Source organism: Subtercola frigoramans (assembly GCF_016907385.1).
Classification (GTDB): domain Bacteria; phylum Actinomycetota; class Actinomycetes; order Actinomycetales; family Microbacteriaceae; genus Subtercola; species Subtercola frigoramans.
The window spans coordinates 3,170,919-3,184,617 of the sequence record NZ_JAFBBU010000001.1 but is presented as its reverse complement, the minus strand read 5'-3'; the positions used below and the strand labels follow the sequence as shown (position 1 = coordinate 3,184,617).

Below are 13,699 nucleotides of genomic sequence, written 5' to 3'. Positions count from 1 at the left end.
GGGGGGTTACGTGGGCCGGGGGTTACGGGACCGGGCAGAACGAGAGCGCCTGGTCGGCGGGGATGAGCGTGCTGCACGGGTCGAAGGTGAAGACGACGAGCGTGCCGAGAACGATGAGCACCACGCAGGCGACGAAGATCGCCGCGAGCAGAATGCGGCGCACCGTGCGGTTGTTCGCGTAGTCGTTCACGATCGTGCGCATGCCGTTGGAACCGTGGATCATGGCCAGCCACAGCATGACGACGTCCCAGACCTGCCAGAACGGGCTCGCGTACTTACCCGCGACGAAGGCGAAGTCGATTCCCTTGATGCCCTCGCCGAGTACCAGGTTCACGAAGAGGTGCCCGAAGATCAGGATGAGGAGCAGCACGCCGGAGGCCCGCATGTAGAGCCAGCCCCACTTCTCCCAGTTGACGCCGCCCTTGCGGCTGCGGGTCTGCGGGCTTCGTGGTGACTGGATGATCGCTGACATCACTGGCCTTCCGTGAAGACGTTGTGGAGGTGGATGGGGGCGAACCCGGCGGTGCCGATCACCCAGAGAGCGATGACGATCCAGAACATGACGCGCTGGTATTTCGCGCCCTTGCTCCAGAAGTCGATCAGGATGATCCGGATGCCGTTGAACGCATGGAACATGATCGCGATGACCAGCGCGGTCTCACCGAGACCCATCAACGGGTTCTTGTACGTGCTCATCACCGAGTCGTACGCCTCGGGGCTCACGCGGATCATCGCCGTGTCGAGCACGTGTACGAGGAGAAAGAAGTAGATGGCCACACCGGTGATGCGGTGCAGAACCCACGACCACATTCCGGTATTGCCGCGGTACAGCGTTCCTGCAGGTCGTTTCGACGAGCTGCGGGCAACGGTGAGCGTGCTTGCCTCTTCATTGGGCACGAGCAACCCCCTTTGGTTCGGGATGGTTCACCGAGGCTGGTGCACTGTGTTCAAACAGGCCCAGCAAACGGGCCCAGCGCGCTTATTTCGGCGAAATCTTCTTCAGCATAGTGTTCGCATCGTGAAATGTCATGTAAGGCATACCTAACAAAATAGAGGCAGATTTATCGCTACAACCGTGCCCGATGCGCACCGGCTGTGCCCAGTGTAGGCACGTCGACAACCGATTTGTAATGCCCCATCAGTTCGTCGCAGACGCGTTCCCAGGTGCGGCCGAGCACAGCACGCCTGCCCGCCTCGCCCATGCGCCGACGAAGAAGCGGGCTGACCAGCAGATCTTCGACGAGGTCGCGGAGTTCGTGTGCACTCTCGGGGTCGAAGAGGTACCCGGTCCTGCCGTCGTCGACGAGGTCGATCGGTCCGCCGGCTCGGGGCGCAACCACCGGTAACCCCGCGGCGTGGGCCTCCTGCAGGGTCTGGCCGAACGTCTCCTCAGTACCTGTGTGCACGAAGATGTCGAAGCTCGCATACGCGGCAGAGAGCTCCGCACCCTGGAGTCGTCCGAGGAACGTGACCGGCATGCCTCTGGTGAGCGTCTCGATCTGGCCACGCGCAGGGCCGTCGCCCACGATGACGATCCGGATGCCCGGCAGCCCCCTGCGCCCGTCGGCGTTCTCGTGGCGAGGCTTCGCCAGCGGCGCAAGTTGCACGAGGCGCTCGAGTTGTTTCTCCGGCGCGATGCGGCCGACGTAGCCCACCACGATCTCGCCCTCGGGGCTGAGGCGCTCGCGGAGGGCCGCGGCATCGGGGCGCAGGCGATTGTTCGGGTGGAACGCCTGCAGGTCGACGCCGCGTGCCCAGCGCTCGAGTCGTTTCACGCCGAGGCTCTGCAGATCATCCATCGACGCCGTCGACGGAACGAGCGTGAGGCTCGCACCATCGTGGATCCACTTGACGAAACGCCAGGCCAGTTTCGTGGCGGGCCCGAGGTGGTTGCGCTGGGCGTACCCGGCGACGTCGGTCTGGAAGATCGCCACCGAAGGCACCCGGAGCCGATTCGCCGCGGCGATCGCCTGCGCGCCCAATAAGAAGGGAGAGGCTGCGTGCACCACGTCGGGGGTGAAATTGGCAAGAATGCGCTGCACCTGCAGGCTCGGCATGCCCACCGGGAACTCGCGGTAGGCGATCGCAGGTACCTGATAGACCGGGAAGCCGGCGTACTGCGAGGGCGCGTGGGCGGCGGGGCAGATGACGATGGCGTCGTGGCCGTGCGCGCGCAGGTAGTCGAGCACCTTGCAGACGCTGTTCGTGACTCCGTTGACGGTGGGCAGAAAACTTTCGGTGACGATCGCAACCCGCATGCTGCAAGTTTTCGCCCCACACCTTGACTGGGTATGGCGCGAGGCTTGACCGCACGTTAACATCGGGCATCCTTTGCCGTAATGCGTTTTGAGTAAGGTGGGGCGTATGGCTGCATCTGACGACTTGCTCGACCGTTTCTACAGTGTGATTCCTGCGGGGGGCATCGGCTCCCGGTTGTGGCCGCTGTCGCGGGCCGACGCGCCGAAGTTCCTGCACGACCTGAGCGGGTCGGGGCAGAGCCTGCTGCGCGACACCTGGGACAGGCTGGTGCCCCTCTCTGGCGAGCACCGCATCATGGTCGTCACCGGGCGGGCGCACCGTGCCGCAGTCGAGAAGCAGCTTCCCGGTCTCGCCGATGCGAACGTGGTGCTCGAGAGCGAGCCGCGTGAATCGACGGCGGCCATCGGGCTGGCTGCGGCCATCCTCGAGCGGCGGGAGCCCGGCGTGATCATCGGCTCGTTCGCGGCCGACCACGTGATCAGCCAGCCGGAGCGTTTTCGTGAGGTCGTCAAGCAGGCGCTGGTGACCGCTGATGCGGGCTACATCACCACCATCGGCATCACGCCGACCGAGCCGTCGATCGGGTTCGGGTACATCCACGCCACGAAGCCGCTGGTCGTCGAGGGCGCACCCGACGCGAAGATCGTCGACAGCTTCGTCGAGAAGCCCGACCTCGCCACTGCCAAGAAGTACGTCAAGAGCGGTTCGTACCTCTGGAACGCGGGCATGTTCATCGCCCGCGCCGACACGCTGCTCGAGCAGATCGGCCACTCACGGCCAGAACTGCTGGAGGGCATCCTGAAGCTCGCCGAGGCCTGGGACACCCCTCGTCGCGGTGCCGTCGTCGATCAGGTCTGGCCCGAGCTCGAGAAGATCGCCATCGACTACACGGTCGCCGAGCCGTCGGCGCTCGAGGGCAAGCTCGCTGTCGTTCCCGGCAACTTCACCTGGGACGACGTGGGGGACTTCGCCTCGATCGCGAAGCTGCACTCCGGCGGCCGCAAGTCGGAACTCGCCATCCTCGGCAAGAACGCCCGCGTGCTCTCGGACTCGTCGAGCGGCGTCGTCGTCTCGCACAGCAACCGGGTGATCAGCCTGATCGGTGTCGAAGACATCGTCGTGGTCGACACCCCGGATGCCCTGCTCGTGACCACGAGCGCCCACGCCCAGCGGGTGAAGGCCGTCGTCGACGCGCTGCGCCTCTCGGGTTCTGGCGACGTTCTCTGAGGCGTGGGGGTTTCGATACGCGCTTCGCGCTACTCAACCGGCGCGGCGGGCGCTGAGCGCTGGTTGAGTAGGCGGGTGACGACGTCGCCCGCGTATCGAAACCCCCACGTCGACTACCGTTGAAGGTATGAAGAGCCGCCTGAGAACCGTCAGCCTGTTGTCGATCGTGGCTGCGGCCGCCCTGGTGCTTGCCGGATGCTCGCCGGCACCTGCACCAGCGACTTCGTCTGCAAGCGCCTACTGCGCCCGCATGGTGACCAACTCGGGTGGAATCGACGACCGTTCGTTCAACCAGTCGAGCTGGGCCGGGCTCCAGGCCGCCGAGAAGAATGCCGGTATCTCGGCCGAGGTGCTGGTCTCGACGAACGAGACCGACCTGGCACCCAACGTGGAGCAGGCGGTGGGCAGTGGTTGCCAATTCGTTCTGACGGTGGGCTACGAGCTGACAGCGGCGACGACCGAACAGGCGGCCGGGCATCCTGACACGCATTTCGCCATTGTGGACGACCAGATCACGGCGCCGAACGTCAAGTCGATTCTGTTCGACACCGCGCAGGCCTCGTTCCTGGCGGGGTACCTGGCGGCCGGGGTGACGCAGACCGGTAAGGTCGCGACCTTCGGGGGCGGAAACCAGCCGCCCGTGACGCTGTTCATGGACGGCTTCGTGGACGGGGTGGCGAAGTACAACGCCGTGCACGGCACATCGGTGCAGGCGCTCGGCTGGGACAAGGCGGCACAGGACGGCGTGTTCACGGGTGACTTCGAAGACGTCAACAAGGGCAAGACCGTCACCCAGGCCTTCATCGACCAGGGCGCCGATGTGATTCTGCCTGTCGCGGGGCAGGTGGGCGAGGGTGCTGCCGCTGCCGCGCTCGAATCGGGTCGCACCAGGCTCATCTGGGTCGACAACGATGGGTACGAAACGTTGTCGGCCGAGTACAAGCCGATTCTGCTCACAAGTGTGATGAAGAAGACGGGGGATGCGGTCGAGAAGATCGTCACCGACGACTCGAAGGGCACATTCGAGAGTTCTCCGTACATCGGAACGCTGGCCAACGGCGGCGTCGACATTGCGCCGTTCCACGACTTGGCCAGCAGCGTTCCGGCGGAGTTGTCGACCGAACTCGACGGGCTGCGGGCAGACATCGTGGCGGGATCCCTCGTCGTTTCGTCGCCCAGCCAGCCGAAATAGCGCTTGAATCGTGCGCCTTACGCACGATTTCGTCGTAGACATTTCATCGAGATTACGGAGCCATCCCGTCTTTGTAACGCTTGCGCGGCAATAGCTGTCGGGGATGCAAGTCGTGGCGTCACATTCGGTAACGTGAGTCTTCACAGTGCCTGCCCTCACGGCGGCGGGCCAGCCTTTTGGAGGACATCTTGAGCATGACCAAACGTCGCATCGCCCTCGGCGGCCTGGCAACGATCGCCAGCGTGGCACTTCTCGCGGGGTGCGCTTCGGCACCGGCCACCTCGACCAGCACCCCGACCGCCAGCGCGATTGCCGGGTTCAAGCCCTGCATGGTCTCCGACCTCGGCGGGTTCGACGACAAGTCGTTCAACCAGCTGGGCTACGAAGGCCTCACCGAGGCGGCGGCCGCGCTCGGTGTCAAGCCGATCACCGTGCAGTCGAACGCAGAGACCGACTACGCGCCGAACATCGACAGCCTCGTCTCCCAGAACTGCACCCTGATCGTGACCGTCGGCTTCGCGCTGTCTGCCGCAACGGTGACCGCGGCGCTGGCGAACCCGACCGTCGATTTCGCCATCATCGATGACGCCGCCGACAACGACTTCAACGGAAAGACCGATGCTCCGAACATCAAGCCGATCCTGTTCGACACGGCGCAGGCCGCCTTCCTCGCAGGCTACGCTTCGGCGAGTTACAGCAAGGCCGGCAAGGTCGCGACGTACGGTGGCATGAACTTCCCGACCGTCACGATCTTCATGGACGGCTTCGCGCAGGGTGTCAGCTACTTCAACAGCCAGAAGGGCAAGTCGGTCGCTGTTCTGGGCTATGACCCGGCCAACCCCGACGCTGCCACCTTCACCGGTGGCTTCGAGGCGAACGACACCGCCAAGACCACGGCCCAGAACTTCATCGACCAGGGTGCAGACGTTCTGCTTCCCGTCGGTGGCCCCATCTTCCAGAGTGCCGGTGCCGCGATCACCGACTCCAAGAAGGATGTCGCGCTTCTGGGTGCTGACGCCGACGTGTTCAACACCTTCCCGACCTACGCCGACCTGTACCTCACCTCGGTGCTCAAGGGCATCAAACAGGCCACCGGTGACGTCGTCAACCAGGCCGCCACGGCGAGCACGTTCGACGTCACGCCGTACATCGGCAACCTGAAGAACGACGGCGTCGGCATTGCGCCGTTCCACAACTTCGCCAGCAAGGTCGACCCGGCTCTCCAGAGCGAGCTCGACACGATCAAGGCCGGGATCATCTCGGGCACGATCCCGGTGAAGTCCTACCTCAGCAAGTAGCACCCGCCCGGCCCTGCTGGGCCGCGGATGCGAGGGTGTGGGGAGCCAGGTGAACATCTGGCTCCCCACACCTGTTAACTCTGTCTTCTGCTTACCCCTCTACTCCTCCACAGCGCGTGTCTGCGTCAAGCCCGCTGTGCAGAACCATCACCGATCAACAGCCCCTGTGTAGATTGAATCCATGAAGCTCGAACTCCGCGGCATCACCAAACGTTTCGGCTCACTCGTAGCGAATGACCACATCGACCTGGTTGTGCAACCGGGTGAGATCCATGCGCTTCTCGGTGAGAACGGCGCCGGCAAATCCACCCTCATGAATGTGCTGTACGGCCTGTACCAGGCCGACGGAGGCGAGATCCTCCTCGACGACGAGGTGCAGCATTTCGCAGGCCCGGGCGACGCGATGAACGCCGGCATCGGAATGGTGCACCAGCACTTCATGCTCATCCCCGTGTTCACGGTCGCCGAGAACGTCATGCTCGGCCACGAGCAGACGAAGGGCCTCGGTCGGCTCGACCTCGCCGCGGCCCGGGCCCGCGTGCGCGAGATCAGCGCCCGGTTCGGGTTCGATGTCGATCCCGACGCCCTGGTCGACGACCTGCCCGTCGGGGTACAGCAGCGTGTCGAGATCATCAAGGCGCTCTCGCGCGAGGCGAAGGTGCTCGTGTTCGACGAACCCACGGCTGTGCTCACTCCCCAGGAGACCGACGAGCTGATGCTCATCATGGGCCAGTTGCGAGACGCTGGTACTTCGATCGTGTTCATCACCCACAAGCTGCGCGAAGTGCGTGAGATCGCTGACCGCATCACGATCATCCGGTTGGGCAGGGTCGTGGGCGAGGCAGAGCCCACCGCGACGAACGCCGAACTGGCCTCCATGATGGTGGGCCGCGCTGTCGAGCTCACCGTGCACAAGGAGGTCGCAAAGCCGGGCGAAGCGGCCCTCGTCGTGAAAGACCTGTCCGTGGTCGATGCGGTGGGCCAGCTCGTCGTGAACTCGGTCAGTTTCGAGGTGCACCGAGGTGAGATCCTGGCGATCGCGGGGGTGCAGGGCAATGGGCAGACCGAACTCACCGAGGCGATCATGGGGCTGCAGGAGCGTGTTCTGGGTTCTGTGACGCTCGACGGGCGGTCGCTGGTGGGTCTGTCGGTGCGCAAAGTACTGAACGCCGGGGTGGGGTTCGTCCCCGAAGACCGCAACGAAGACGGGCTCGTCGGGGAGTTCACGATCGCAGAGAACCTGATGCTCGACCGCAGCGATTCGAAGCCGTTCGTCAAGCGGGGCAGCCTGCAGCTGGGTTTCCTGCAGGGGTTCGCCGAGGAGAAGGCCAGCGAATTCGATGTACGTTCGCAGGGCATCCAGACCCCGGTGGGTCGGCTCTCTGGCGGTAACCAGCAGAAGGTCGTGCTCGCCAGGGAACTGAGCCGTGACCTGCGGTTGTTTGTCGCTGCCCAGCCGACCCGCGGTATCGACGTCGGCTCGATCGAATTCGTGCACAAACGGATCGTCGCGACACGGGATTCGGGGGTGCCCGTGATCGTGGTCTCGACCGAGCTCGACGAGGTGACGGCGCTTGCCGACCGCATCGCGGTGATGTACCGCGGCAGCATCGTCGGTATTGTGCCCGGCAACACTTCGCGTGACGTACTCGGCCTCATGATGACCGGTGAAGTGCCCGACGTCATCACCACGACAAACACCGTCGAAGGAGCACTCCTGTGAGCGACACCACGATCGCCTCTGCTGGGTCAGGGTCGTCAGGCGCATCGGGCACGTCAGGTGCTGCGGGCGGCGCGGCCGGCGGTTCGGGCGCAACATCGGGTGCCGTACCTCCTGCGCCGAAGTCGAACCAGATCCTGCGCGACATTATGGGTGGCAGCGTCGTCATCTCGATTCTCGCCGTGGTTCTCGCCCTCGTCGCCGGTGGCATCCTGATCGCGTTGACCGACGAGAACGTGCAGGCTGCCTCTGGGTACTACTTCTCCCGGCCGGGTGACACCTTCTCCGCCGTCTGGACGGCAGTCTCCGGTGCCTACGGCGCGCTGTTCCAGGGGTCGGTCTACAACTTCGGTGCAGCCGGGTTCGCCAAGGGCATCAAGCCGCTCACCGACACGCTCACCTTTGCGACTCCGCTCATCGCGGCCGGCCTCGGTGTCGGTCTCGCCTTCCGGGCCGGAATGTTCAACATCGGTGGCCAGGGGCAGATGATCATCGCCGCGGCCTGCGCCGGCTGGGTCGGTTTCTCGTTCCCGCTGCCATACGGTATCCACTTGGCTCTCGCGATTGTCGCCGGTGTCATCGGCGGGGCCGTGTGGGGCGGCATCGTCGGGTTGCTCAAGGCGCGAACGGGCGCGCACGAGGTCATCGTGACGATCATGATGAACTACATCGCGGTGTACCTCCTGCTCTTCCTGCTACGCACTCCCGGTGCACTGCAGGCGCCGGGGTCGAACAACCCCAAGACCCCGCCGATGCTCCCGACCGCCATCTACCCCGACCTGCTCGGTTCGAGTTACAACCTGCACGCCGGGCTGCTGGTCTCCATCGCCGCCACGGTGTTCGTGTGGTGGCTGCTGTCTCGCTCGAGTCTCGGGTTCCGTTTTCGGGCCGTGGGAATCAACCCGAACGCCGCCCGGGTAGCCGGCATCAACGTCAAGCGCACGTACATCTACGTCATGCTGCTCTCCGGTGGGCTGGTCGGCCTCGCCGGGGTCGCCCAGGTGCTCGGTACCGTGACCTCGGGCTTCAGCTCGGGCATCGACGCCGGTATCGGCTTCGACGCGATCACCGTGGCCCTGCTGGGGCGCTCGAAGCCGTGGGGCATCTTCGTCGCCGGGATTCTCTTCGGTGCATTCAAGGCCGGCGGTTTCGCCATGCAGGCCGGCGAAGGCATCCCGGTCGACATCGTGCTCGTCGTGCAGTCGCTGATCGTGCTGTTCATCGCGGCGCCTCCTCTGGTGAGGGCGGTGTTCCGGCTGCCGACACCGGGAGTGTCGAAGAAGCCGACGACCAAGCCCCCTGCGAAATCCTCGAAACAGGCCCAGACGGCGAACACGGCGGTGGCGAAATGAGTGATTCGCGTTTGACCACCGGGGGCGGCACTGGCAGCGGGGCGTCAGGAGACCCCTCGGGGCTCGGTGTTCCCAGCGTGAGCACCGGAGTCATCGAGCCTGGTCTCGTCTCGACGGCGACCCAGCATGAACACCCGGATTCGACCCGGGGGCTCGAGAAGACTGTCGTCAAGTCGTGGAAGGCGCCAATCGGATTCGCGATCTTCACCGCGATCGCCCTGGTGCTCTTCGTCATCCTCGGGAGCGACGGCAACTCCACCTTCACGCTCTCGGGCAGTGACGACCTCATCCAGTTGCCCAACGTCGTCGTCAATGCCCGCGTCACGGGGATCATGGCGACCCTCATCCTGGCTGGCATCACCGTGGTCGCCTACCTGCGGGTCCGCGCTGACAGGCACGTCCCTCTCTGGCTGACCAGCATTCTCGGTGTGGTCTTCCTGTTCGCGTTCCTCGCCTGGGTCGCTGCTGGGGCGTCACTGCCCGTGCAGGTACCCGGTCTGCTGGTGGGCACGGTGTCGCTGTCGGTTCCGCTCATCTTCGGCGCCCTGGGCGGGGTCATCTCCGAGCGTGTCGGGGTGGTCAATGTGGCCATCGAAGGCCAGCTGCTCGCTGGTGCCTTCGTCTCCGCTGTCGTCGCGTCGATCACGCACCAGCCCCTGCTCGGGCTCGCTGTTGCTGCGGTCGCCGGCGCGCTCGTCGCGTTCGTGCTCGCGGCATTCGCCATCAAGTACCTGGTCGACCAGGTCATCGTCGGTGTCGTGCTCAACGTGCTCGTGGTGGGGCTGACGAACTTCCTCTACTCGCAGGTGTTGTCGAAGAATGCCGAGCTGCTCAACTCGCCGCCGCGATTCGACCGCATCAACATTCCGCTCCTGAGCGAGATCCCGATCATCGGCCCCACGCTGTTCCGCCAGACGATCATCGTGTACCTCATGTACATCGCGGTTGTGGCCGTGTACTTCGCGTTGTTCCACACGAAGTGGGGGCTTCGGGTGCGGGCGGTGGGCGAGCATCCACAGGCCGCCGACACCGTGGGCATCAACGTGAACTCGACGAGGTTCTGGAACGTGCTCCTCGCCGGCGGGATCACCGGACTGGGTGGGGCATACTTCACGCTCGGCTCGGTCGGTGCCTTCAACAAGGAGATGACGGCCGGTGCCGGTTATATCGCGCTGGCGGCGGTGATCTTCGGGCAGTGGGATCCGATCAGGGCGACGCTGGCAGCGCTGCTCTTCGGGTTCGCGACGAACCTGCAGAACGCGCTGGGCATCATCGGCTCACCCGTGCCGAGCGAGTTCATGCTCATGCTCCCGTACGTGCTGACCATCTTCGCTGTCGCGGGGCTGGTGGGCAGATCGCGGGGCCCCGCAGCGTCGGGGCGGCCGTACATCAAGTCATGATCCCCGCGCGAAGATCCCGTCGCGCGTCGGCTCGCGTTCCCGAGTGCACTGTGACTCCCGGTGCCACCCACGCTTCCCCGTCGATTCCTGCCGTGGATCGCACCCGCACTGACGTGGCCGGGTCACGGGAGTCGGTTCGTGCAGCCAGGTGATCGCCTGCATCACGAGACCTCATCGCCGCGGTTTCGTGCCCGGCCGAATTCATCTGAACCTCGAGAAAGCGAGCACCACATGCCTGACATCGACTGGGATGCCCTGAGGGCCGTCGCGCTCGAAGCGATGACGCACGCCTACGTGCCGTACTCGAACTTCCCTGTCGGAGTTGCTGCGATCGTGGACGACGGGCGTGTCATCTCCGGCTGCAACGTCGAGAATGCCTCCTACGGTCTGACCCTCTGTGCCGAGTGCGCGCTGGTGTCGTCACTGCACATGACCGGCGGCGGCAGGCTGGTGGCGTTCACCTGCGTTGACGGCAAGGGCAGTGCGCTCATGCCGTGCGGACGCTGTCGGCAGCTCCTCTACGAGCACTCCGCAGAGGGCATGCTGCTCGAGACCGTTTCCGGAATCCGCACCATCGACGACGTGCTTCCCGACGCGTTCGGCCCCCGCACCCTCGAGGCCTACGCCGAATAACCCCATCGAGTTGCCCGAAGGTGCAAGGAATCCGCGGAATTGTTGCGCATTCGGGAAAGTCGACCCGTAGCAGGTCGACACTGAAGACAGAGAGCAGAGTGCATGAGCAGCGAAGCGCACGACATCATCGACCTGATCCGCACGAAGCGCGACCACGGCACCCTCACCACGTCGCAGATCGACTGGATGATCGACGCCTACACCCGCGGGTACGTCGAAGATTCACAGATGGCAGCCATGGCGATGGCCATTCTGCTGAACGGCATGGGTCGACCCGAGATCCGCGACCTCACGCTCGCCATGATCGCGAGCGGCGAGACGATGAACTTCGACGCGCTCGGTAAGACAACCGTCGACAAGCACTCCACCGGTGGCGTGGGCGACAAGATCACGCTCCCGCTGATGCCGCTCGTCGCGTCGTTCGGCGTTGCCGTGCCGCAGCTGTCGGGGCGGGGGCTGGGTCACACCGGCGGCACTCTCGACAAGCTCGAGAGCATCCCGGGCTGGCGTGCCTCGCTCACGAACGAGGAGATGTTCGCGCAACTGCGTGACGTCGGCGGGGTCATCTGCGCTGCCGGCAGCGGGCTCGCGCCGGCAGACAAGAAGCTCTACGCGCTGCGCGACATCACGGGTACCGTCGAGGCGATTCCGCTGATCGCCTCGTCGATCATGAGCAAGAAGATCGCCGAAGGAACCCAGGCACTCGTGCTCGACGTGAAATTCGGTTCTGGCGCGTTCATGCAGGACATCGCGAAATCGCGGGAGCTCGCGCAGACCATGGTCGACCTGGGCAACGACGCCGGCGTGCGTACATCGGCCCTGCTCACCGACATGCACCGGCCTCTCGGGCTGGCGATCGGCAACGCCAACGAGGTGCGCGAATCCATCGAGGTGCTCGCGGGCGGTGGGCCAGCCGACGTCGTCGAACTGACGATCGCCCTCGCGCGCGAGATGCTCACCCTGGCGGGCATCCCTGACGCCGACGTCGAGGGTGCGCTCGCCTCCGGGCAGGCCATGGACACCTGGCGAAAAGTCATTCGGGCACAGGGCGGCGACCCGGATGCTGCGCTCCCCGTGGCGCGCGAGACCCACGTCGTCCACGCCGAACGATCGGGGGTTCTGCTCGAGCAGCTCGCGTTGCCGTTCGGTATCGCGGCCTGGCGGCTCGGGGCTGGTCGTGCACGGGCATCGGACCCTGTTCAGCACGCCGCCGGAATCGACCTGCACGCCAAGGCGGGCGACGCCGTCGTGGCGGGCCAGCCGTTGTTCACGCTGAGTGCCGACGAACCGAGCCGGTTCGCGCGGGCGCTGGAGGCGTTGGAGGGTGCCTACGCGATCGGGGACGCGTCGGAGTATGTTTCGCGCGGGCCGCTGGTGGCGGAGCGCATCTCGTAGCGCCGCCGATCCGTCGGAGATTTTGGGGGAGCGGCGCCGTACGTGTCATGCGTGTGCGGATTCTCCGACGAAACCATGCCTCAGCCGGCCGTGTCGGTGGGGGTTTCGATACGCCTGGCTTCGCCGGGCTACTCAACCGGCGGTCACGGTCGCTGGTTGAGTAGCGCCGTCGGCGCGTATCGAAACCTGCTGTGCGTGGGGAGGGTCGCGACGCCTACAGCTCCACCGCGCCGATACGCTCCAGGGCGTCGACCACGAGCGCCCAGAAACGCGCGTGGTCGAGGCTCACTGCGACCTGGGTGGTGCAGTCGGCCGGGGCCGGTGCGCGAAAGTCTGCCACGGTCATCCCGAGCGTGAGCGTGCCGGTGAGTTCGACGTCGAGCGGGGCCTTGCGCACCGTCATCACGGTGGGGTCGATGACGTAGGCGACGGCGCAGGGGTCGTGAACCGGCGGTGAGTCGAACCCCTGGTGGTCGCGGTAGGTCTCGCCGAAGAACTCGAGAAGCTCGCCCACGAAGCGTGCCGGGCCTGTTCCGATCGCCTCGATCGTGGCAGCGACCTCGGGCGTTGCCAGTGCCTGGTGCGTGACGTCGAGCCCGACCATCGTGAGCGGCCACTCCTCGTTGAACACGATGTGCGCGGCCTCGGGGTCGATGATGATGTTGAACTCGCTCGTGGCACTCCAGTTGCCGCCGCCCCACGCCCCGCCCATCAGCACGACTTCGCGCACCCTCGCCGCGATTCGCGGTTCCTTGCGCACGGCCATCGCGATGTTCGTCAGGCCGCCCGTGGGCACCAGCGTGATCTCGCCCGGTTCGGCCTCCATGATCGTGTCGATGATGAGGTCGATGGCGTGCCGGGGGTCGAGCTCGATCTCGGGCTCCGGCAGCACCGGGCCGTCGAGCCCCGAGTCGCCGTGAATGGCGTCGGCGATCTCGATGCTCCGTACCAGAGGCCTGCTGGCCCCCGCGGCGAAGGGCACACCGGTGATTCCGGCGACGCGGGCCACCGACAGCGCGTTCCGAGTGACCTTCTCGAGCGTCTGGTTGCCCACCACGGTGGTCACCGCCACGAGTTCGATGTCGGGGTTGCCGTGCGCGAGCAGCATCGCAATGGCGTCGTCGTGCCCGGGGTCGCAGTCGAGAATGATCTTTCGAGGCACGGTTGTGGTGGCACCTTTCGGGTTGCGAGACAGGTTCTGGATGATCATCCCAGCGTATGCG

12 protein-coding genes are annotated in these 13,699 nt (G+C 65.4%); 8 read left to right on the top strand and 4 right to left on the bottom strand.

Features of this window, described 5'->3' with window-relative positions; genetic code table 11:
• Positions 1-22: 22 nt before the first annotated feature.
• The 3 genes from JOE66_RS14865 to JOE66_RS14855 form a co-directional block, all read right to left on the bottom strand.
• On the bottom strand, positions 23-472 hold the full coding sequence (locus tag JOE66_RS14865) for a succinate dehydrogenase hydrophobic membrane anchor subunit (protein ID WP_205110692.1): 450 nt from the start codon (positions 470-472) through the stop codon (positions 23-25).
• A complete protein-coding gene (sdhC, locus tag JOE66_RS14860) occupies positions 472-897 on the bottom strand; it encodes a succinate dehydrogenase, cytochrome b556 subunit (RefSeq protein ID WP_256438729.1) in 426 nt (141 codons plus the stop codon). Before sdhC ends, JOE66_RS14865 begins: the two co-directional genes overlap by 1 nt.
• 170 nt (positions 898-1,067) lie before the next feature.
• Positions 1,068-2,258: a glycosyltransferase family 4 protein gene (locus tag JOE66_RS14855; RefSeq protein ID WP_205110690.1), complete on the bottom strand. Its 1,191-nt coding sequence runs from the start codon at positions 2,256-2,258 to the stop codon at positions 1,068-1,070.
• 106 nt (positions 2,259-2,364) lie between these two features.
• Between JOE66_RS14855 and JOE66_RS14850 the strand changes: the two genes are divergently transcribed.
• The 8 genes from JOE66_RS14850 to JOE66_RS14815 all read left to right on the top strand — a co-directional run bounded on the left by JOE66_RS14850 (position 2,365) and on the right by JOE66_RS14815 (position 12,476).
• Positions 2,365-3,486, top strand: coding sequence for a mannose-1-phosphate guanylyltransferase (locus tag JOE66_RS14850; RefSeq protein WP_205110688.1), 1,122 nt, complete (start codon positions 2,365-2,367; stop codon positions 3,484-3,486).
• 127 nt (positions 3,487-3,613) lie between these two features.
• On the top strand, positions 3,614-4,678 hold the full coding sequence (locus JOE66_RS14845; protein WP_205110686.1) for a BMP family lipoprotein: 1,065 nt from the start codon (positions 3,614-3,616) through the stop codon (positions 4,676-4,678).
• Positions 4,679-4,866: 188 nt separating this feature from the next.
• Complete coding sequence (locus JOE66_RS14840; RefSeq protein WP_205110684.1) at positions 4,867-5,976, top strand: BMP family lipoprotein; 1,110 nt, start codon at positions 4,867-4,869, stop codon at positions 5,974-5,976.
• A 181-nt stretch (positions 5,977-6,157) separates the two neighbouring features.
• Positions 6,158-7,699 carry an ABC transporter ATP-binding protein gene (locus JOE66_RS14835; RefSeq protein ID WP_205110682.1) on the top strand — a complete coding sequence of 514 codons (1,542 nt, stop codon included), beginning with the start codon at positions 6,158-6,160 and terminating at the stop codon, positions 7,697-7,699.
• Complete coding sequence (locus JOE66_RS14830; protein WP_307827229.1) at positions 7,696-9,048, top strand: ABC transporter permease; 1,353 nt, start codon at positions 7,696-7,698, stop codon at positions 9,046-9,048. Before JOE66_RS14835 ends, JOE66_RS14830 begins: the two co-directional genes overlap by 4 nt.
• Positions 9,045-10,448: an ABC transporter permease gene (locus JOE66_RS14825; RefSeq protein ID WP_205110680.1), complete on the top strand. Its 1,404-nt coding sequence runs from the start codon at positions 9,045-9,047 to the stop codon at positions 10,446-10,448. Before JOE66_RS14830 ends, JOE66_RS14825 begins: the two co-directional genes overlap by 4 nt.
• Positions 10,449-10,508: 60 nt before the next feature.
• Positions 10,509-11,081, top strand: a complete 573-nt coding sequence (locus JOE66_RS14820) for a cytidine deaminase (RefSeq protein ID WP_307827228.1) — start codon at positions 10,509-10,511, stop codon at positions 11,079-11,081.
• Between the two features lie 102 nt (positions 11,082-11,183).
• Positions 11,184-12,476: a thymidine phosphorylase gene (locus tag JOE66_RS14815; RefSeq protein ID WP_205110678.1), complete on the top strand. Its 1,293-nt coding sequence runs from the start codon at positions 11,184-11,186 to the stop codon at positions 12,474-12,476.
• A gap of 214 nt (positions 12,477-12,690) precedes the next feature.
• On the opposite strand, the gene uriH is transcribed toward JOE66_RS14815, so the two are convergent.
• Positions 12,691-13,686: a uridine-preferring nucleoside hydrolase UriH gene (gene uriH / locus JOE66_RS14810; RefSeq protein ID WP_205110677.1), complete on the bottom strand. Its 996-nt coding sequence runs from the start codon at positions 13,684-13,686 to the stop codon at positions 12,691-12,693.
• Positions 13,687-13,699: the final 13 nt, after the last annotated feature.